The sequence below is a fragment of the Synechococcus sp. MU1651 genome (assembly GCF_023630635.1).
In the GTDB taxonomy this organism is placed as follows: Bacteria; Cyanobacteriota; Cyanobacteriia; order PCC-6307; family Cyanobiaceae; genus Parasynechococcus.
Genome location: NZ_JAKUHJ010000004.1, coordinates 142,767 through 161,278 on the forward strand (window position 1 = coordinate 142,767; position 18,512 = coordinate 161,278).

Sequence of the window (18,512 nt, forward strand, 5' to 3'; positions counted from 1 at the left end):
CCGGACGACTTTCCTGGGTTGATCAGAGCTTGTCGATGGATCGTTTCAAGTCTTCGAGTTCAGCATCCACCTCTTCCACCTGCACGGGCTTCACGGCCTCGGAGGTCTCAGACGCAGGAAGAGCAACGGCTTCCGGGCCTCCCTTCAGCTGAGCGCGCAACGCCTCGAGATCATCATCAACACCGCCAACGCTTTCCAAAGCCGCGAACTGACTCTCCAGATCAGATCCAGCCAGCTCAGCCGCAGCCTGGCCGGTGGCCTCCAGGGCCTCCACCTTTTCCTCCATTCGCTCGAAGGCCGCCATGGCGGAATCAGTGCCGATGCTGCCGACGGCACTTTGCAACTGCTGCTGGGCCTTGGCCGCCTGGGCCCTGGCCTTGAGCATGTCCTTCTTGGTCTTGGCCTCAGCGATCTTTCCTTCGAGGGCAACCAGACTCTTCTTGAGCGATTCCACCTGGCCGTCTTGGGCCTGCACCTGGGCCGTCAGCGAGGTTGCTGTCTCCTGGAACGTCTTGCGGCGGGTCAATGCTTCCCGAGCCAGGGATTCCTCACCCTTCTTCAACGCCAGCTCAGCACGCTCGTACCAGGTCTTGGATTGAGCTGCAGCCTGCTCAGCCTGGCTGGTCAGTCGCTTCTGACTCGCGATCGCCAGGGCAACCGCCTGACGCAACTTGACCAGATCCGCCTGCATGTCAGCGACGGATTGATCGAGGATCTTGGCCGGGTCCTCCATGCTGCTGACGGCAGCGTTGGCGTTAGCACGAACCAGCCTGCTCAGCCGATCAAAGAAACCCATGACTTGGCCTCAGACGCGCTGAGATTAGCGAGGTTCCTGCAGCAGTTCTGCCTAGGATCAACCCATGGCGGTTGCACCTGAATCCCAACGGCGTCGCCTTCCGGGCCTGGAGCTGCTGCAGTCAGCTGCGCCAACACCGGCAGAACCCTTGAAAACCTGCCTCGGCGCACTTCAGGGGGAGTGGCGCAAGGACGACCATCTGGCAGCGCTCTGGCAGGACTGGCCGAGAGTTGCGGGAGCGCAACTGGCACCGCACTGTCGCCCCTTATCGCTGCAACGCGGGGTGCTGACCGTGGGAGCCAGCCATCCTCAATGGCGCCAGGCTCTCCTCTACAACAAGCCTCAACTGATCAGCGCCCTGCACCAAGCCGGCCACGCGGTGCGTGATCTGCGCATTCAGCAACACCACTCCCTCCAATCCCCTGTGCTGGAGAGCGAAGCCAGCATTTGGGCCAAACATCCGAGCCGCACCGATGTGCACGGCATGGGGACGTGCCCGGACTGTGGCCGACCAGCGCCCAACGGAGAAATCAAGCTCTGGGGGCACTGCGGTTTTTGCCATCGCCAGACCTTGTCGCCCTCTTAGGGCTCCATAACTCAATAGCGCTCCGGACGCGGCTCCCACCAATCGGCATCGACGCCATCAGCCATTAGGGTTTGTGCCCGTTGCTCAAGGCGATTGCGGTCCAGACGCCACACATCGTAGATCCCGATCTGTCCCAGCAGCTCAGGCTGCAGGTTCCTCCAATGATCCCGTTCTGCCGTGCCGCGGTCGATCAGCACCAGCACGGTTCTGGAGGCACCGGGGCTCCCGAGGGGATATCCACTCCAGCCGCGGCGCTGTTCATGGGCCAGGCGATCCGCAATGTTGACCAATGCACCATCGGATTGGCCTTCGTAGAGGATCACTTGGCCTGTATAGAAGTGCAGGGATGGCTTCATGGCGCCAACCATGACCATGGGCTCTCCACGGCGCTGTTGCGACAGCATCAGCGAGGCCGCGTCACGCACGGGCTGCTGACGCAGACGATCGGCGAGTTCAGCGATGGGAACCAGAGCCGTGAGATGAAATCCGAGCAGACAGCCCTGCATGGCCAGCATGGCCTGGGCGGCAGCACGACGCTGAAGCAACAGACCGGCTCCAAGCACGGCTGCAGCGCCGAACCAGACCGCAGCCCACTTCAACAAACCGCTGGCGAGCAAATCCACCGACAGCGTCGGCATCTCTGGATCCTCGATCAAGGGAACCCAGAGCGATCCCAGCCAGAACCCAGCAGCCAGGACGGCGATCAAGGCCAGGCAAGTTGCCCAGGCCATCCGTTGCCAGCGCGAAGAGCCCACCGTGGAGCTGACCGTGGCCTGGGCCACCAACAGGGCCGCCGCGGGGGTGGCGGGCAACCAATAACTGGGGAGCTTGGTGGCTGCGGTGGTGAACAGCAGCAGCACCGCCAACAGCCAGCACGCTGCGAATTGATGCAACGAATGCTCCGGAGCGATCCGAGATCGGGGCACCCGTGCCAGGCCAATCAGCAGGTAGGGCGTGAAGGGCAAGGCAGCCACGAGCATCACCGGGCCGAAAAACCACCAGGGCTGCAGGTGATCGTTCACCACGGAGGTGAAGCGTTGAAGGTTGTGGTAGCCGAAAAAGCTGTCCCAGAAGGGCTGTCCTTCCACCAGCAACTCCAGGGCATACCAGGGAAGGCTGATCAGAGCGGTGATCAGCAACCCGGGCAGCGGGCGCAACCGCCGCCAGGGTTGAACAAGATCCCGTCGCAACGCTCCAAACATCAGCAGAGCGAGACCTGACAGCACCACAGCAACAGGCCCCTTGGCCAGCACTGCGAATCCGAGGATCACCCAGGCTGGCCACCAGGCCACCTCTTGGGGGGCGGCAAAACGCCTCCACTGCAGCAACAGGCTGAGACTCAGCAGGCCACACAGCAGGGCATCACTCACCGCGGTGCGGCTCCAGACGAGCACCAGCGGCGAGAAGGCAAAGGCCAGCGGTGCAATCAGTGCCGTCAAACGCGGACGGGCATCGCCGGAGAACGGCCAGCGCAGCACCGTATCGGCGAGGCCAAGCATCAGTCCGAGCGTGGCCAGGGCGGAAGGAAGCCGTGCCGCCCAACTGCCGAGAGGATCCCAAACCTCGCGTCCGGGCCAGGCATAACCGAACCCCATCAGCCAGTACACCAGGGGCGGTTTGTCGTAACGGGGCAAGCCGTTCACCCGAGGCGTCAGCCAATCGCCGGTGTCAGCCATGGCCCGTCCGGCTGCGGCAAACAACGGCGGAGTTTCATCCACCACACCGGTGGATCCCAACCGCCAAAAGGTGATAAAGAGTCCCAGGGTCAGCACAAGTGCCAGAACCTGGCGTCGCTGGCGTCCTGAAACATTGACCGGCAAGGGACCCTCAGCTCCTGCGGTTGATGCTGACATCCGCCGTCAGTCCTGTTCGAACCCACGCTTCCACACGCTGACTGAAGACCTGACAGGAGGCGTGCTCTTCAGCCCAGCTGCGGCAGAGGGAGCGCTCAATGCTGTCGACGCGCCGAAGCGCCTCCGTGAGGGCAGCAACATCGTCGGGCGGCACCAACCAGCCTGTGCGACCGGAACAGATCAGCTCCCCTGGTCCACCACGGTCATAGGCGACGACCGGAACACCACAGGCAAGGGCTTCAACCACAACATTGCCGTAAGCCTCATTCCATTTCGGTGTGTTGATCAGAGCGCGGCAGTGGCCCATCTCCTGCTGCAGCTCCCGGGTGGATCGAAATCCACGCCAGTCGATCGTGCCCTTGGGAACACTCGACTCGACCTGCCGCGCATAGGCGTCGTCCTCACGCAGCCCCCAAACCAGAAGCTGTTCACCCAGGGCGGCAGCGGCAGCAGCAGCATCCTCCAGCCCCTTTTCCGGAGCGATGCGGCCCGCCCAACCCAATGGGCCATTGGTCTGCCCTTGGAAGGTGTAGTTGCTGAGATCAAATCCGTTGCCCACAACACTGGGCAGAGAAGGCAGCCGGAAATCAGCGGCCTGGCGGTGGGTGTGAAAAGCAAGGCGACGGGGATCCCAGGCGGCGACGGCTTCGATCACATCGCGCATCACCGCAGCCACATCCCCCATGCTCACGAGATGAAAGAGCCTGGCGCTGACCCGTTGCGTCAGCCACAGCGGCAACCAGTCGTAGCCACCGTTGATCACGGCGTCGGCGGACTGACCCACATCGAGCGCGGCCTCCCAGAGAGCCGGCAGAAGCCCATTACGGGGAATTTCGACCGGCGCATGCTCGGCGGCGTGCTGCCAGCTGGGCTGGTTCACACCCTCCACCTCCAGCAACTCAACTCCGCTGCAGTCGACGGGGAGTGTGGAGCCCTTGGCGGCCACAACCGTGAGCCTGTGGCCACGCCGCACCAATCCCTGCACCAAGGATCGGAGGGTGAGCTCCACACCTCCACCCTCACCACTACCGAGGGCCCCGATGGGCGTATTGACGATGACGAGGTGAAGCGGGGACTCCGTCATGAGGAGGGGTCCGCAAGCGGCAGCGGCTCCCAGAACCGGCGACGTTGACTCACGAAGATCACCGACACGAGCACCATCACAACACCAATCCACTGGAGCAGATCAAGGCGCTCTCCCAGCAACCAACCTCCGGTGGCCAAGGCAAACACAGGGGTGAGAAATCCAAGGCTGCTGAAACTGGTGAGATCGCGCTGATTGGCGAACCAGAAGAACAATCCGTAGGCCAGGGCGCTTCCGAGCAAACTTGCGTACCCCATGCGCGCCCAGTCCGTTGCCGTCCAGGCCAAGCCGGCATCCGTGCGCTGCAGGGCATGAACCCCAAGCAAGGGAAGTCCCCCCAGCACCATGTGCCAGGCCGTAACGCTGACCGGATCACTGTGGCGTGAGGCAAAGCGAATCAACACCGTCCCAGCTGCCATGGCGACGGCCGCCAGCAACATCCAGCCCTCACCGGGCTGAAACAACTGCTGCAGTACCGGCGGATCCGCCAGCAACCACCAGTGCCCCAGAAGCTCGGCGGGCAGTCCGATGCAGACGATTCCAGCCAAACCGATGGCCAGCCCCATCCAGCCGATGGGATTGATCGACTCCATGAACAACGCGCGTGCCATCAGGGCCACCAACAGAGGTTGGCAATCAATCAGGACGGAACCGAGACCCGCGCCTGTGCCCTCCAACCCCCGCGCCAACAGGCCTTGAAACAAGGTGGCATCCACCAGGGTGAACAGGAGGAACCAAGGCCGATCACGGGAATCGATCGCCAGGCCTCGGCCGGTGCACTGCCCCCAGATCAGAAGAGCCAAACCGGCGGGCACAAGGCGTAAGCCAGCAACCAGCCAAGGCCCTGCACTGGCGAGCAATGGCGCCATGGCGGTCATCGCCGTTCCCCAGAGCGCGAAGGGCAACACCATCAGAAACCAGAGTCGCAACGACGGCATGGATGGGCGCTGGGGTGCTCTTTTTAAGATCTGGAGCGATGCAGATGCGCAACATGATCTGGCCCTGGCGGCGAAAATCCCGACGACGGATGGCGCGCATCGTTGTTGATGGCCCCATCACCGGTGCCACGCGGAAGCGGGTGCTCAAAGCGCTGCGGGAAGTGAAGCAAAGGGAATTTCCAGCACTGCTGCTGCGCATTGACAGCCCCGGCGGCACGGTTGGAGACAGCCAGGAAATTCATTCAGCCCTGCTGCGGCTCCGGGAACAGGGCTGTCGCGTGGTGGCCAGCTTCGGCAACATCTCCGCCTCCGGCGGCGTCTACATCGGTGTGGCTGCGGAGAAAATCGTCGCCAATCCCGGCACGATCACCGGTTCCATCGGGGTGATCCTGCGGGGCAACGACCTCTCACGGGTGTTCGAAAAGATCGGGATTCGCTTCGACACGGTGAAGAGCGGTCCGTTCAAGGACATCCTTTCCCCGGATCGTCCGCTGAGCGATGCCGAACGTGCATTGCTTCAGGAGCTGATCGACAGCAGCTATGGCCAGTTCGTTGGTGTTGTGGCGCAGGGACGAAACCTTGAGCTGGAAACGGTGAAGCGCTTCGCCGATGGACGGGTGTTCAGCGGAGAACAGGCACAGGCGCTGGGCTTGGTGGATGAACTCGGCGACGAAGACCATGCCCGTCGCCTCGCGGCGCAACTGGCCGATCTCGACGCGGACGACATTCGCCCCGTCACCCTGGGCAAGCAACGCCGCAAGCTCAGTGGCTTGCTGCCTGGGTCCCAGCTCCTGCATCAACTGCAGCAGCGACTCTCGATTGAATTGATGGGGAGCGGTCAGGTGCTTTGGCTATACCGCCCATGACCAGCTCACCCCTTGTTCTGAGAGGCCTGCGCGGGGCCACCACCTGCACGGAGAACAGCACGGAGGCCATCCATGCGGCGGTCAGTGCCCTGATTGACGCCCTTGTCGATCGCAATGATCTGACCCCCGATCAGCTGGTGTCGGTGACCTTCTCGGTCACCGCCGATCTCGACGCCTGTTTTCCGGCGGCCATTGCACGACGGCGGCCCGGCTGGGACACGGTGGCTTTGCTGGATTGCCAGCAAATGGCTGTTCAAGGCGACCTCCCCCGCTGCATCCGTGTTCTGGCCCACGCCTGGATCCCACAGGACCGGCTACCCGTGCATCCTTATCAGGGCGACGCACAGCGGCTCCGTCCAGACAGATCTGGTCACAACTGACAGATCAGCCTCCGACCCCTGAGATCACCCCCCACTGGTTGGACTCAGGAGAATCCCATCATCAAGATCCTTCCCATGGCCCGTTCCACCATCAGACGCTTGCTTGCTGGAGCCGGCACCGCTGCAGCTCTGTTGATGGGCTCAGCACTCACCGGAACTCCCGAGCAGATCGCCCACGCCCAGGGCACACCGGGGCTGATGGAATTCCGCTGGGACAACGACCGGGACTACCGGAAGCTGTACTACTACCAAACCTCCAGCATCGAAAACGACCGCTCGGAGTGGTACCTCACCCTGCGCGAAAAGGATCGCAAGACCGCGATTCTCAAACTCACCGTCACCGTTCCGGACTACTTCGACGCCAAGCTCAAGCCCCACCGCATGCGCATTTGCCGCACCAGCGTTGGCAGCATGATGCGCCGCAGCAAGTGCCTCGAAGAGATCCCGGCGGTGATCGAGGTCAACAAAGACCAAACAGAAATCGTGGTCTTCCCCGACACGCCGCTGCCTTCAGACGGGGACTACTCGCTTCACATCAAGCTGTTCAACCCCCAGGGGAAGCGCATGTATCAGTTCAACGCCCTGGTGCAGGCCCCCGGCGATGTGCCGATGTCCGGCTACCGCGGCAGCTGGCTGATCGATGTGGACTGACTGATAAAATCCCAGACTCAGATCGGCCGGTAGCCAGGAGACGTCCATGACCAAGCGCACCCTCGGGGGAACAAACCGCAAGAGGAAGCGCGTCTCGGGTTTCCGTGTACGGATGCGCTCCCACACCGGCCGTCGCGTGATCCGCACGCGCCGCAAGCGTGGCCGCGCTCGCCTCGCCGCTTGATGGTGTGGGATGAATCCAGAGGATTCATCCCAGCCTCGGCATCCCCAAACAGGATTGGTTGATGGTCCTTCCCGCCTCCATGCGATTGCGCGGGCATCGATGCTTCAACCGTTTGCACCGGTCTTCCAAGCGCCAACACGGAACCTTGATGGTTCTGCGCGTTGCTGCAGGTGATTCCAACTTGCTTCGCCGGGAGTTGCGGGGCATCCAGGAAAGAACCTGCCGCTGCGCCCTGGTGATCAGCAACAAGGTGAGCAAGCGTTCCGTCAAGCGGAACCGCCTCAGGCGGCTTCTGCACGATCACCTGCGTCTTCGTTTTGAACAGCGAAACGACCTGGCGGGACGGTGGTTGTTGATCAGTCTTCGCCCGGAAGCCGCGGAAGCCGAACCCACACAGTTGCTCGAAGAATGCGACAGTCTTCTGAGAAGCGCCGGACTGGATCCATGACCAGCATTCAGGAAGATGTCCACTACGACGGTGGACCAGCCCGCGGGGATCTGATCTTCAACATCCTGCTTGGCTTCACGCTGATCGGCCTTCCCTTCACCATCGGAGCTGTTGTTCGGGCCCTTTGGCTGCGCTTCCGCATCACCAGTCGCCGCATCTCGGTGACGGGGGGCTGGATGGGCAAAGACAAAACCCAGGTGGTGTATTCACAGATCAGCGAAGTGCGCACCGTGCCCCGGGGCTTTGGTGCCTGGGGAGACATGGTGTTGGTGCTCAAGGACGGCGCCAGGCTCGAACTGCGCTCGATGCCCCGATTCCGGGAAGTTGAGGCCTACATCCTCGAACGCATCAGCAGCCGCGGGACCAAAGCCCAAGAGAAAAGCACTGAAGGTTTCGCCGCCTGATTGCAGCTGTTCATGCACACTGGCCTCACAACGTCCCGCCCCCCCGTTTCTTCAACGTGATCGGATACATCTCCGACAACCTGCTGATTCCAATCCTGGACTTCTTCTACGGATTGGTTCCGAGCTATGGCCTGGCCATCGTCGCCCTCACCCTCGTGATCCGGATCGCGCTCTACCCCCTGAGCGCAGGATCGATTCGCAGCGCTCGGCGCATGCGCATCGCCCAACCGGTGATTCAGAAACGTCAGGCTGAGATCAAAAGCCGGTATGCCAACAATCCTCAGAAACAGCAGGAGGAGCTGGGCAATGTGATGAAGGAATTCGGCAGCCCCCTGGCGGGATGCCTGCCGCTGCTGGTGCAGATGCCGATCCTGTTTGCACTGTTTGCAACCCTGCGGGGGTCACCGTTCGCCGACGTCCCCTACACCTTGAACATGAAGGTGTTGCCGGCAGACCAGATCGCTGCCGTTGAACCCAAACCGTTCAACAGCGCCAGCCATTCCATCTTCATTGGTGAAACCGACCATGTGCCGGTGATCGCCAGCCTGCCGCGGGGCACCAAGATCGGCGTTGGCGACAGCGCCACCGTGAACCTTCATACGAAGGACGGCCGCGCTTTCAGCGACGTGCTCACGGATGTTGAGAACCCTGGACGCTTCGCCCCCACATGGGCCGTGACCAAAGGTGATGACATCGTCAGCGTCAGCAAGGACGGCACGATCACGGCCCTCGCCGCTGGTGATGCCACCGTTGAAGCGAAGATTCCGGGCCTGGCAGCCCGCAGCGGCTTCCTGTTCATCAAAGCCCTGGGCCAGGTCGGCTTCTATGCCGACGGTGCCATCAACTGGGACATCGCCATTCTCGTTGCCGGCTTCGGCATCACCCTGTTCATCTCCCAACTGCTGTCGGGCATGGGTATGCCTGCCAACCCTCAGCAGGCCACGGCCAACAAAATCACCCCGGTGATGATCACGGGGATGTTCTTGTTCTTCCCACTCCCCGCCGGCGTTCTGCTCTACATGCTGATCGCCAACATCTTCCAAGGCCTGCAAACCTTCATCCTCACGAAAGAGGCATTGCCCGACAACCTGCAGAAAATTCTGGATCAGCAAATGGCCCAGAAAACAGTCACGGTCTCTGCCACCTCAGGCGGCTCACGCCTGCCCTTTGAACCGAAGGGCAAGTGATCGAGGCACTGGAGCCTGTTCCCCTCCAGGAGCTCCGGGCCCTCGGCACCGCGAAAGTCTGGGAGGTTGAGGGTGAGCTCGATGAGCTGCCCTCGCTCACACCAGTGCGAGGCCATGTTTCCGCAGAGCACCGCGGCAACGTCTTGGCGGTTGAGGGGAGACTCAACACGATCGTCACCCTCTGCTGCGATCGCTGCCTGAATCAGTTCAATCAGAAGCTCAGCTGCACGCCTTCCGAGCTGATCTGGCTGGGAAACGAGCAACCGACGGCCGACGAGCTGGAGCTTTCCGGAGAGGTGGCCGAAATGGAAGGGCTGGTGGATGTTCTCGATCCACGCGGTCAATTTGACCCCCAGCAATGGGCCTTCGAACAGCTCAACCTGCTGTTGCCGGTCGTCAACCACTGCGGTGACCACTGCCCAGGCCCACCAGGCCTCCAGCAGCAGCCCGTGATCCCAGACACCAAGACAAAGGCTGTGGATCCCCGCTGGCAGGCCCTGCAGCAGCTTCAGCAGCAGATCGATCAGCCATGAGCAGTGCCACGTGGGGACATCAGATCGACCTTCTGGTGCGTGCGCGCACACCCCTGATCTGGGTGCGGAGCAATGAAGAAGCCCGGGTGGAGAGCCTGCTGGGAGAAGCCGCTCAGCGGCTTGCACGCCAGCTGGTCTGCTGGAATTTCATCGATGGCATCAGCGGTCCGGTGAATGCCGACGGCCAGGGGAGCCGTCAACCGATGGCCATGCTGCAGTGGCTCCAGCAACGGGATGCGGGCAGCCCAACCCTTTTGCTGGCCAAGGATTTTCATCGTTTCTGCGATGACCCGGGCGTTGCCCGGATGCTGCGCAATCTCGAAGGATCGCTGCGCAGCACACCGCACACCCTGGTGTTGTGCTGCGGGCAATGGACCCCCCCCGGTGATCTGGAAGAAAGCCTCACGCTTCTCGATCTCCCCCTTCCCGACAACAACGACCTGCGTCGGCTGATCAGCAGCATCGGCACCAGCAGCGGCAGCCCCCTGCCAGCTCCTGTCCTGGATGAATTGGCTCAGGCCTGCAGCGGGCTCAGCGAGATGCGTGTACGCCAGGTGGCCGCCCGGGCCCTGGCCCGCCGCGGCCAGTTGGGATCTGAGGATCTGCAGGACGTTCTGGACGAAAAACGCCAGACGATTGCCCGCAGTGAGGTGCTGGAGTTCTGTCGCAGCGATGCGGGCACCGAAGCCATCGGAGGCCTCGATGGTCTCAAGACCTGGCTGAACCAACGGCACCGGGCCTTCTCGGAAGATGCCCGGCGTTTCGGACTGCCTCTGCCCCGTGGCGTCCTGCTCGTGGGTCCTCAAGGCACCGGCAAATCACTCACGGCCAAGGCCATTGCCTGCAGTTGGTCAATGCCCTTGTTACGGCTGGATGTGGGGCGGCTGTTCGCGGGCTTGGTGGGGGCCAGCGAGGCACGCACCCGCGAGATGATCCAACGGGCTGAAGCCATGGCACCCTGCGTGCTCTGGATCGATGAGATCGACAAGGGCTTCGGCGGGGATGGCCGCAGTGACGGCGGCACAACCCAGAGGGTTCTGGCCAACGTGCTCACCTGGATGGCGGAGAAACAGTCACCGGTGTTCGTGGTGGCCACCGCCAACGGCGTTGAGAAGCTGCCACCGGAGCTGCTGCGCAAGGGACGTTTCGATGAGATCTTCATGCTCGATCTGCCCAGCAGCGCTGAGCGCCACAGCATTCTTGAGCTGCATCTGGAACGGAGACGACCGGGGCTGAAGCTTCCCCTGGACACGGTGGTGAGTCGCAGTGAGGGCTTTTCAGGTGCCGAGCTGGAGCAGACCGTGATCGAAGCGATGCACCTGGCCTTCGCCGACAACCGTGAGTTGACGGAGCCTGATCTGATTGGAGCGGCCTCCCAGCTCATCCCCCTCTCCCGCACCGCCAGCGAACAGCTCGAGCGGCTGAAGCAGTGGGCTGCCGGCGGCCGTGCCCGCCCCGCCTCTATTGCTGCAGGTAACGAAGCCTGACGCGGCGTAACGAACGCCCGCCTTGAGTAAGGCGCTGGCCGGCGCGCTCCCTACGGTCCCAACAACAGCAGGACCAACGTGGAGAGCCGCAACGACATCGCCACTCAGCTCTGCGTGGCCTGCCTTGGTGCCGGTGTGATCACGACCATGGCCGTGGCCCAGGGGCAAAGCCCCCTCACCGCCCTTGGCATCACCCTGTTCTCGGGCATCGCGGCGGTGATGGTCGGCCAGGTGCTCTGAAACGGACTGCCATAGGCTGCCGGCGCTGACGCCCCTGAAACCGTGCTCGATCAGCGCCTTGTGCGTGACAACCCCGAAACGATCGCCCAGCAACTGGGGCGACGAGGTAAGGCTGTTGATCTCAGCAAACTGCAGCTGATTGCCCAGCAGCAGCGCGATCTGGAGCAACAACGCAGCGGCTTGCAGGCGGAAGGCAACCGGATCGGCAAGGAGGTTGGCCAACGCATCAAGTCGGGCGCTGATCCCAAGGGCGACGAGGTCGCCGAACTCCGCCAACAGGGCAATGCCATCAAGCAGAAGGTGGCGGTGCTGGAGGAGGAGGAAAAGCAGCTCTCCAGTGAGCTCAAGCAGCAGCTGCTGGGGTTCCCCAACCTCCCTTCAGAGGCCTGCCCTGATGGACGCAGCGAAGACGACAACGTTGAAGTGCGCCGCTGGGGAACCCCTCGGGTTGATGACAACCTCGACGAGCACTGGCAGATCGCTGAGCGGTTACAGCTGTTCGACACCGAGCGCTCCGTCCGCATCGCGCAGAGCCGTTTTGTCACGCTGATGGGCCAGGGGGCACGGCTGGAGCGTGGCCTGATCAATTTCATGCTCGACCTCCACACGAGCAAGGGCTACCGCGAGGTGCTGCCCCCTGTGCTGGTGAACAGCGCCAGCCTCACCGGATCAGGACAACTGCCCAAGTTCGCCGAGGAAAGCTTCCGTTGCGCGGAGGACGACCTCTGGCTGACACCGACCGCTGAGGTGCCCGTGACCTCCCTGCACCGGGATGAAATCATCCCGGCAGATCAACTGCCCCTGCGCTATGCCGCCTACAGCCCCTGCTTCCGCCGTGAGGCCGGCAGCTACGGCCGCGACACCCGTGGCCTGATCCGCCTGCACCAATTCAACAAGGTGGAGCTGTACTGGTTTGTGCACCCCGATCACTCCGAAGAGGCGCACCAACAGATCACGGCCGATGCAGAGGCCGTGCTTCAGGCGCTGGAGCTGCCCTATCGGGTCTTGGACCTCTGCACCGCCGACCTCGGCTTTTCCGCCCGCCGGACCTACGACCTGGAGGTGTGGCTGCCGGGGGCGGGGGCTTACCGGGAAATCTCCAGTTGCAGCGTCTGTGGCGATTTCCAGGCGCGACGGTCCTCCATTCGCACCAAGGAGGGCAAGGCCACAAAGTTGGTTCACACCCTGAACGGCAGTGGCCTGGCCGTCGGCAGAACCATGGCGGCCCTGTTGGAGAACGGCCAACAGCCCGACGGCAGCGTCCTGCTGCCCAAAGCGCTGGTGCCCTACGTCGGCCGCGAGCGACTCCAGCCAGAATGATCCGACTGGACTCCTGACGGACATATGAACGTGTTGGCCGCCCTTCTGGTGCTCGCCCTGCTGATCGTGGTGCATGAGGCCGGCCATTTCCTCGCTGCCACTCTCCAGGGCATCCGCGTCAGCGGTTTTTCCATTGGCTTTGGCCCGGCCCTGATCAAGCGTCAACGGCGTGGGGTGACCTATGCCCTGCGGCTGCTGCCCCTGGGTGGTTTCGTCGCCTTCCCTGACGACGATAAGGAGAGCACGATCCCGGCTGATGATCCGGATCTGCTGCGCAACCGGCCCATCCCCCAGCAAGCCCTGGTGGTGGCTGCGGGGGTGTTGGCCAACCTGGCCTTGGCACTGGTGGTGCTGTTCGCTCAGGCAGCGTTTGTGGGCGTTCCCGCTGCGCCGGATCCGGGGGTTCTGGTGGTGCAGGTGCAACCGGGTGGCGCTGCCGCCCGCTCCGGGCTTCGTGCCGGTGACCAGATCCTCAGCCTGAATGCCCAACCCATTGCTGCAGGACAACGGGGCGTTGAAGCGATGGTTCGGGATGTGAAAGCAGCACCCGAGCGAGCCATCCTTGTGGAGCGAAAGCGAGGAGACAAGACGTCCACCCTTGAACTCATCCCCGACGATCAAGAGGGCACAGGAAAAATCGGCGCCCAGCTGCAGGCCAACATCAGTGGGGAGATGCGCCCCGTGCGCAATCCCGGTGAACTGGTGCTCACCACCGGCTCGCAATTCAGCCAAATGCTGCAGCAAACCGTGCGTGGCTACGCCGGCCTCCTGACCAACTTCCGCGCCACGGCGGGGCAGGTGAGTGGCCCCGTCAAGATCGTTGAGATGGGAGCTCAGCTCAGCCAGCAGGGGGGATCCGGGTTGGTGCTCTTCTCAGCCCTGATCTCCATCAATCTGGCGGTGCTCAATTCACTGCCGCTGCCGCTGCTCGATGGCTGGCAGATGATGATGCTGGCGATTCAATCCGTTCGGGGGCGTCCGGTGTCCGAACGGATCCAAATGGCCTTCGTGCAATCCGGTTTTCTTTTGTTGGTGGGGCTCACGCTTGTGCTGATCGTGCGTGACACCAGCCAGCTACCGGTGGTCCAGCAATTGATGGGTCGGTAGGAAGGTGATGGCGCCCATGTATCGTTGACGATTCGTTCACTCGCTGCCCTCAGCTGCATGGCCAAGAAGTCGATGATCGCTCGCGATGTGAAGCGCAAGAAAACGGTTGAGCGCTATGCGGCCAAGCGCGCAGCACTGATGGCAGCCTTCAACGCAGCCGAAGATCCGATGGATCGCCTGGAAATCCATCGCAAGATTCAGGCTCTGCCCCGCAACAGCGCACGCATCCGTGTGCGCAACCGCTGCTGGGCCACCGGCAAGCCCCGCGGCGTCTATCGCGATTTCGGTCTCTGCCGTAACCAGCTGCGTGAGCGCGCCCACAAAGGTGAACTGCCCGGCGTGGTCAAGTCCAGCTGGTGATCAGCTTGTCGCCATGGCGTCGTGAGGGGGAGGCTTGGCCTCCCCTTTCTTGTGAAGAGCAGCCATGAAATGTCAGACTTGGGATTGACAAAAGGACATAAGACGTCGTGCAAGGACAAACCCAGTCGATCTCCTTTGACGGACGCGAGATTCGACTGACCACCGGGCGCTTCGCCCCTCAGGCGGGAGGATCCGTCTTGGTGGAGTGTGGCGACACCGCCGTGCTTGTGACCGCAACCCGTTCAGGCGGACGAGAAGGCATTGATTTCCTGCCGCTGATCTGCGATTACGAGGAGCGGCTTTATGCAGCTGGCCGCATTCCCGGCAGCTACATGCGTCGTGAGAGCCGCCCCCCCGAACGGGCCACGCTCACGGCCCGACTGATTGACCGCCCGATGCGGCCACTGTTCCCCAGCTGGCTGCGCGACGACCTGCAAGTGGTGGCCACCTGCCTGTCCCTTGATGAGCGGGTCCCCGCTGATGTTCTTGCGGTGACGGGCGCATCGATTGCCACGCTGCTGGCGGGCATCCCCTTCAACGGCCCGATGGCCGCCGTGCGGGTGGGTCTGCTCGGGGATGACTTCGTGCTGAACCCGAGTTATCGCGAGATCGAACGGGGTGATCTGGACCTGGTGGTCGCCGGCACCCCTGACGGCGTGGTGATGGTTGAGGCCGGCGCCAACCAGCTGCCTGAGCAAGACGTGATCGAGGCGATTGATTTCGGCTACGAAGCGATCTGCGAACTGATCAAGGCACAGGAACAGCTGCTAAAGGATCTGGGCATCACCCAGGTGAAGCCGGAGAAGCCGGAGGAAGACAGCACTGTTCCTGCCTATCTCGAGAAGCAGTGCACCAAGGCGATCAGCGCTGTCCTCAGCAAATTTGATCAGAGCAAGGACGAGCGGGACACAGCCCTGGAAACCGTGAAGGGCGAAGTGTCCGAGACCATCGCAGGTCTGAAGGACGACCATGCCGTTCGCCAAGCCCTGGCCAGCAGCCCGAAACTGCTCGGCAACAGCTTCAAGGCGCTGACCAAGAAGTTGATGCGCCAGCAGATTCTCAAAGACGGCAAGCGTGTGGATGGACGCGGCCTCGACGAGGTTCGCCAGATCAGCGCCATGGCCGGCGTCCTGCCGCGCCGGGTGCATGGTTCAGGTCTGTTCCAACGCGGACTCACCCAGGTGCTCTCCACCGCAACCCTGGGCACCCCCAGCGATGCCCAGGAGATGGACGACCTCCATCCCAACACCGAGAAGCTGTACCTGCACCACTACAACTTCCCTCCCTACTCCGTCGGTGAAACGCGGCCGATGCGCTCTCCCGGTCGTCGTGAGATCGGCCATGGCGCCCTGGCCGAACGCGCCATTCTTCCGGTGCTTCCCGAGAAGGACACCTTCCCCTACGTGGTGCGTGTTGTGAGCGAAGTGCTCAGCTCCAATGGCTCCACCTCGATGGGTTCCGTCTGCGGCAGCACCCTGTCGCTGATGGATGCCGGTGTGCCTCTGAAGGCTCCGGTGAGTGGCGCAGCCATGGGTCTGATCAAAGAGGGCGATGAGGTGCGGATCCTCACCGACATCCAAGGCATCGAGGACTTCCTCGGCGACATGGACTTCAAGGTGGCCGGCAGCGAAAAGGGCATCACCGCCCTGCAGATGGACATGAAGATCACCGGCCTCTCGGTGAAGACGGTGGCTGAAGCCGTCAACCAGGCACGTCCGGCACGGCTCCACATCCTCGAGAAGATGCTCGAGGCGATCGACACCCCTCGCGACAACCTGTCTCCCCATGCCCCACGTCTGCTCAGTTTCCGGATTGATCCCGAGCTGATCGGCACCGTGATTGGCCCCGGTGGACGCACGATCAAGGGCATCACCGAGCGCACCAACACCAAGATCGACATCGAGGACGGTGGCATCGTGACCATCGCGTCCCACGATGGTGCTGCGGCTGAAGAAGCCCAGAAGATCATCGAAGGCCTGACCCGCAAGGTGAACGAGGGTGAGGTGTTCTCCGGTTCGATCACCCGGATCATCCCGATCGGCGCCTTCGTGGAGATCCTCCCTGGCAAGGAAGGCATGATCCACATCTCGCAGCTCTCCGAAGCTCGCGTCGAGAAGGTCGAAGACGTGGTGAAGGTGGGCGACGAGGTGACCGTGCGGGTGCGCGAAATCGACAACCGCGGCCGCATCAACCTCACCCTGCGGGGCGTGCCCCAGGCCGGCGATGCCGCCGAAGTGGAGCCTCAACCCACCCCGGTGGCACCGCTCAGCTGATCAGGTCTCAGACCTGAAAGCCGGGATCGATCTCGGCCATGACCCGCGTCGCACGCTCTCCGAGCTCGGCGTGGGCTTTTCCATGACTGGCGATCAGACAGCCCGCCTGACGCACATCGCCGGTGTTGTACGTGAGGTCGGCTTGATCGGCATGGGTGAAACGACCACCGGCCGCCAGCAACACCGCCTCCGGAGCAGCCATGTCCCAATCCTTGGGAGCGCTCTTGCCGGAGAGGGAAACGTAGAGGTCGGTTTCGCCTCTCAGGATCGTGGCCACCTTGAAGCCAACGCTGCCCACGGCTTTGGAACCGCCGAGATTGAGGGCATCAATGAGCTTGACCAAACGGTCATCGCGGTGGCTGCGGCTGGCCACCAGGATCAGATCTGAAACCTCGGTTCTGTCGCTGAAGCGAACCGGCGACCGCTCACCCTGACGGTCTTCACACCAGGCACCCTCACCAACGATGCCGATCCAAAGTTCATCGGCTTCCGGCAGAAGCACAACGCCCATCACCGGTCGCTTGTCGCGCACCAGGGCCAGATGAACGGCGTATTCGCCTGTGCCCTGCAGGAAATCCTTGGTGCCATCCAGGGGATCGAGAATCCACAGCCACTCCGCCGGCAGCGGTTGGCCTTCCGTGAGCTGCTCCTTGGCGGTCTCCTCGCTGAGCAGCGTCCAGTCGGCCTTGGGGAACGCGGCCGACAGCCCATCCAGCAACCACTTGTTCACGGCCAGATCAGCTGCAGAGACGGGGCCCTCTCCGCCTTCATCGACACTTAACGCCTTGGGGAAACCATGCGGAGGCTGCTCGCCGCGGGCATAGGCCCGCAGGATGTCGGCGGCACCCCAACTCAAGCGACGCAATTCCGTCAGCAGAGCCTCCTTGTCAACGCCAGCGGGGAGGACGGCAGAGCTGGGCATCATGATCAACAGAGGCGCTCGCCATTGTGATGCAGCGGGATGAACCAAGCGGCGGCAGCCTTTATCTGGTGGGCACTCCCATTGGTCATCTGGGGGACCTGTCACCACGCGCCCGTGACTTGCTCCGCAGCGTCGATGTGATCGCCTGTGAAGACACCCGGCATAGCGGACAGCTGCTCAGCAGCCTTGGAGCGGGCGGCCGCAAGCTGTCCTTTCATCAGCACAACACCCGCACCCGCGTGCCCCAACTGCTGGATCTGCTGGCGGAGGGGCAAAGCCTGGCGGTGATCAGTGATGCCGGGCTGCCGGGCATCAGCGACCCCGGTGAAGAGCTGGTGGCCGCAGCGCACCAGGCCGGCCATCCCGTGATCTGCATCCCTGGCCCCTGCGCCGCCACCACTGCTCTGGTGAGCAGTGGCCTGCCCAGCGGACGCTTCTGCTTCGAAGGATTTCTGCCGGCCAAAGGCAAGGAACGGCGGGCCCGCCTCGAAGCCATCAGCCATGAACCCCGCACAACGGTGCTGTACGAAGCGCCGCACCGCCTGATCACGTTGCTCGAAGAACTCCAGCACCACTGCGGAGGAGAACGTCCTCTGCAGGTGGCACGGGAACTGACCAAACGCCATGAAGAGCAGGTGGGGCCGACGGTGGATCGCGCCCTGCTGCACTTTCAGCAGCACCAACCCCAGGGGGAATGCACGATTGTGCTGGGGGGAGCACCGTCGCAGAACGTGGAAGAACCCAACGACGATGAGCTGCTCAGGCAGCTGCAGGCGTTGCAGGACGAGGGTGCAAGCGCCAGTGACGCTGCACGTCAACTGGCCCAGACCACAGGGCTGTCCAGACGACGCCTGTATGCCCTCTTGCACCAGGGCACGTCAAACTGAGCCCGT

General features: G+C 62.8%; 21 protein-coding genes. 16 read left to right on the top strand and 5 right to left on the bottom strand.

Translation table 11 applies throughout. The annotated features are described in order from the left end of the window. Positions 1-22: 22 nt before the first annotated feature. Positions 23-796, bottom strand: coding sequence for a PspA/IM30 family protein (locus NCN05_RS05780; RefSeq protein WP_250397349.1), 774 nt, complete (start codon positions 794-796; stop codon positions 23-25). A 64-nt stretch (positions 797-860) separates the two neighbouring features. Here NCN05_RS05780 and NCN05_RS05785 point away from each other — a divergent pair, with 64 nt between their 5' ends. Further along, positions 861-1,382, top strand: a complete 522-nt coding sequence (locus tag NCN05_RS05785; RefSeq protein ID WP_250397350.1) for a DciA family protein — start codon at positions 861-863, stop codon at positions 1,380-1,382. 11 nt (positions 1,383-1,393) lie between these two features. Here the strand turns inward: NCN05_RS05785 and NCN05_RS05790 are convergent, their stop codons facing one another. Genes NCN05_RS05790 through NCN05_RS05800 form a run of 3 tightly spaced genes read right to left on the bottom strand, consistent with a single transcriptional unit; the run spans position 1,394 to position 5,257 of the window. Further along, positions 1,394-3,235, bottom strand: a complete 1,842-nt coding sequence (locus tag NCN05_RS05790) for an ArnT family glycosyltransferase (RefSeq protein WP_250397351.1) — start codon at positions 3,233-3,235, stop codon at positions 1,394-1,396. Further along, positions 3,210-4,319, bottom strand: a complete 1,110-nt coding sequence (locus NCN05_RS05795; RefSeq protein WP_250397352.1) for a glycosyltransferase — start codon at positions 4,317-4,319, stop codon at positions 3,210-3,212. Before NCN05_RS05795 ends, NCN05_RS05790 begins: the two co-directional genes overlap by 26 nt. Beyond that, complete coding sequence (locus NCN05_RS05800) at positions 4,316-5,257, bottom strand: DMT family transporter (RefSeq protein ID WP_250397353.1); 942 nt, start codon at positions 5,255-5,257, stop codon at positions 4,316-4,318. Before NCN05_RS05800 ends, NCN05_RS05795 begins: the two co-directional genes overlap by 4 nt. A 53-nt stretch (positions 5,258-5,310) precedes the next feature. On the opposite strand from NCN05_RS05800, the gene sppA reads away from it, so the two are divergent. From sppA to NCN05_RS05870, 14 genes are all read left to right on the top strand, one after another. Further along, positions 5,311-6,123, top strand: a complete 813-nt coding sequence (gene sppA / locus NCN05_RS05805) for a signal peptide peptidase SppA (RefSeq protein WP_250397385.1) — start codon at positions 5,311-5,313, stop codon at positions 6,121-6,123. Further along, entirely contained in the window at positions 6,120-6,503 is a 384-nt protein-coding gene (gene aroH, locus NCN05_RS05810) for a chorismate mutase (protein WP_250397354.1), read from the top strand. The genes sppA and aroH overlap by 4 nt, the downstream gene beginning before the upstream one ends. Positions 6,504-6,578: 75 nt before the next feature. Then, on the top strand, positions 6,579-7,154 hold the full coding sequence (locus tag NCN05_RS05815) for a DUF2808 domain-containing protein (protein WP_250397355.1): 576 nt from the start codon (positions 6,579-6,581) through the stop codon (positions 7,152-7,154). 46 nt (positions 7,155-7,200) lie between these two features. Continuing rightward, positions 7,201-7,338, top strand: a complete 138-nt coding sequence (gene rpmH / locus NCN05_RS05820) for a 50S ribosomal protein L34 (RefSeq protein WP_011363584.1) — start codon at positions 7,201-7,203, stop codon at positions 7,336-7,338. Positions 7,339-7,399: 61 nt separating this feature from the next. Beyond that, positions 7,400-7,786 carry a ribonuclease P protein component gene (locus NCN05_RS05825; protein WP_250397356.1) on the top strand — a complete coding sequence of 129 codons (387 nt, stop codon included), beginning with the start codon at positions 7,400-7,402 and terminating at the stop codon, positions 7,784-7,786. Next, a complete protein-coding gene (locus NCN05_RS05830; protein WP_250397357.1) occupies positions 7,783-8,190 on the top strand; it encodes a PH domain-containing protein in 408 nt (135 codons plus the stop codon). Before NCN05_RS05825 ends, NCN05_RS05830 begins: the two co-directional genes overlap by 4 nt. A 56-nt stretch (positions 8,191-8,246) precedes the next feature. Then, positions 8,247-9,377, top strand: a complete 1,131-nt coding sequence (yidC, locus tag NCN05_RS05835) for a membrane protein insertase YidC (protein ID WP_250397358.1) — start codon at positions 8,247-8,249, stop codon at positions 9,375-9,377. Next, positions 9,374-9,910, top strand: coding sequence for a YceD family protein (locus NCN05_RS05840; RefSeq protein WP_250397359.1), 537 nt, complete (start codon positions 9,374-9,376; stop codon positions 9,908-9,910). Before yidC ends, NCN05_RS05840 begins: the two co-directional genes overlap by 4 nt. Next, positions 9,907-11,397 carry a Ycf46 family AAA ATPase gene (locus NCN05_RS05845; RefSeq protein ID WP_250397360.1) on the top strand — a complete coding sequence of 497 codons (1,491 nt, stop codon included), beginning with the start codon at positions 9,907-9,909 and terminating at the stop codon, positions 11,395-11,397. Before NCN05_RS05840 ends, NCN05_RS05845 begins: the two co-directional genes overlap by 4 nt. Positions 11,398-11,475: 78 nt before the next feature. Continuing rightward, entirely contained in the window at positions 11,476-11,637 is a 162-nt protein-coding gene (locus tag NCN05_RS05850; protein ID WP_006852120.1) for a hypothetical protein, read from the top strand. Positions 11,638-11,679: 42 nt separating this feature from the next. After that, the gene (gene serS / locus NCN05_RS05855; protein WP_250397361.1) at positions 11,680-12,957 is read left to right on the top strand and encodes a serine--tRNA ligase; all 1,278 of its coding nucleotides are present in this window, start codon (positions 11,680-11,682) and stop codon (positions 12,955-12,957) included. A 24-nt stretch (positions 12,958-12,981) separates the two neighbouring features. Next, positions 12,982-14,064, top strand: coding sequence for a M50 family metallopeptidase (locus NCN05_RS05860; protein WP_250397362.1), 1,083 nt, complete (start codon positions 12,982-12,984; stop codon positions 14,062-14,064). A gap of 57 nt (positions 14,065-14,121) precedes the next feature. Then, positions 14,122-14,424, top strand: a complete 303-nt coding sequence (gene rpsN, locus NCN05_RS05865; RefSeq protein ID WP_011363576.1) for a 30S ribosomal protein S14 — start codon at positions 14,122-14,124, stop codon at positions 14,422-14,424. A 107-nt stretch (positions 14,425-14,531) separates the two neighbouring features. Beyond that, entirely contained in the window at positions 14,532-16,697 is a 2,166-nt protein-coding gene (locus NCN05_RS05870) for a polyribonucleotide nucleotidyltransferase (protein WP_188021730.1), read from the top strand. Between the two features lie 7 nt (positions 16,698-16,704). Here NCN05_RS05870 and NCN05_RS05875 read toward each other — a convergent pair whose 3' ends face one another. Then, complete coding sequence (locus tag NCN05_RS05875; RefSeq protein WP_250397386.1) at positions 16,705-17,622, bottom strand: 3'(2'),5'-bisphosphate nucleotidase CysQ family protein; 918 nt, start codon at positions 17,620-17,622, stop codon at positions 16,705-16,707. 26 nt (positions 17,623-17,648) lie between these two features. Between NCN05_RS05875 and rsmI the strand changes: the two genes are divergently transcribed. Continuing rightward, positions 17,649-18,506: a 16S rRNA (cytidine(1402)-2'-O)-methyltransferase gene (rsmI, locus tag NCN05_RS05880; RefSeq protein ID WP_250397363.1), complete on the top strand. Its 858-nt coding sequence runs from the start codon at positions 17,649-17,651 to the stop codon at positions 18,504-18,506. Positions 18,507-18,512: the final 6 nt, after the last annotated feature.

What these genes read in the sequence shown, in the direction of transcription:
- NCN05_RS05780 (WP_250397349.1), bottom strand. Translation starts at nt 796, where the DNA reads ATGGGTTTCTTTGATCGGCTGAGCAGGCTGGTTCGTGCTAACGCCAAC.
- NCN05_RS05785 (WP_250397350.1), top strand. Translation starts at nt 861, where the DNA reads ATGGCGGTTGCACCTGAATCCCAACGGCGTCGCCTTCCGGGCCTGGAG.
- NCN05_RS05790 (WP_250397351.1), bottom strand. Translation starts at nt 3,235, where the DNA reads ATGTCAGCATCAACCGCAGGAGCTGAGGGTCCCTTGCCGGTCAATGTT.
- NCN05_RS05795 (WP_250397352.1), bottom strand. Translation starts at nt 4,319, where the DNA reads ATGACGGAGTCCCCGCTTCACCTCGTCATCGTCAATACGCCCATCGGG.
- NCN05_RS05800 (WP_250397353.1), bottom strand. Translation starts at nt 5,257, where the DNA reads ATGCCGTCGTTGCGACTCTGGTTTCTGATGGTGTTGCCCTTCGCGCTC.
- sppA (WP_250397385.1), top strand. Translation starts at nt 5,311, where the DNA reads ATGATCTGGCCCTGGCGGCGAAAATCCCGACGACGGATGGCGCGCATC.
- aroH (WP_250397354.1), top strand. Translation starts at nt 6,120, where the DNA reads ATGACCAGCTCACCCCTTGTTCTGAGAGGCCTGCGCGGGGCCACCACC.
- NCN05_RS05815 (WP_250397355.1), top strand. Translation starts at nt 6,579, where the DNA reads ATGGCCCGTTCCACCATCAGACGCTTGCTTGCTGGAGCCGGCACCGCT.
- rpmH (WP_011363584.1), top strand. Translation starts at nt 7,201, where the DNA reads ATGACCAAGCGCACCCTCGGGGGAACAAACCGCAAGAGGAAGCGCGTC.
- NCN05_RS05825 (WP_250397356.1), top strand. Translation starts at nt 7,400, where the DNA reads ATGGTCCTTCCCGCCTCCATGCGATTGCGCGGGCATCGATGCTTCAAC.
- NCN05_RS05830 (WP_250397357.1), top strand. Translation starts at nt 7,783, where the DNA reads ATGACCAGCATTCAGGAAGATGTCCACTACGACGGTGGACCAGCCCGC.
- NCN05_RS05845 (WP_250397360.1), top strand. Translation starts at nt 9,907, where the DNA reads ATGAGCAGTGCCACGTGGGGACATCAGATCGACCTTCTGGTGCGTGCG.
- NCN05_RS05860 (WP_250397362.1), top strand. Translation starts at nt 12,982, where the DNA reads ATGAACGTGTTGGCCGCCCTTCTGGTGCTCGCCCTGCTGATCGTGGTG.
- rpsN (WP_011363576.1), top strand. Translation starts at nt 14,122, where the DNA reads ATGGCCAAGAAGTCGATGATCGCTCGCGATGTGAAGCGCAAGAAAACG.
- NCN05_RS05875 (WP_250397386.1), bottom strand. Translation starts at nt 17,622, where the DNA reads ATGATGCCCAGCTCTGCCGTCCTCCCCGCTGGCGTTGACAAGGAGGCT.
- rsmI (WP_250397363.1), top strand. Translation starts at nt 17,649, where the DNA reads ATGCAGCGGGATGAACCAAGCGGCGGCAGCCTTTATCTGGTGGGCACT.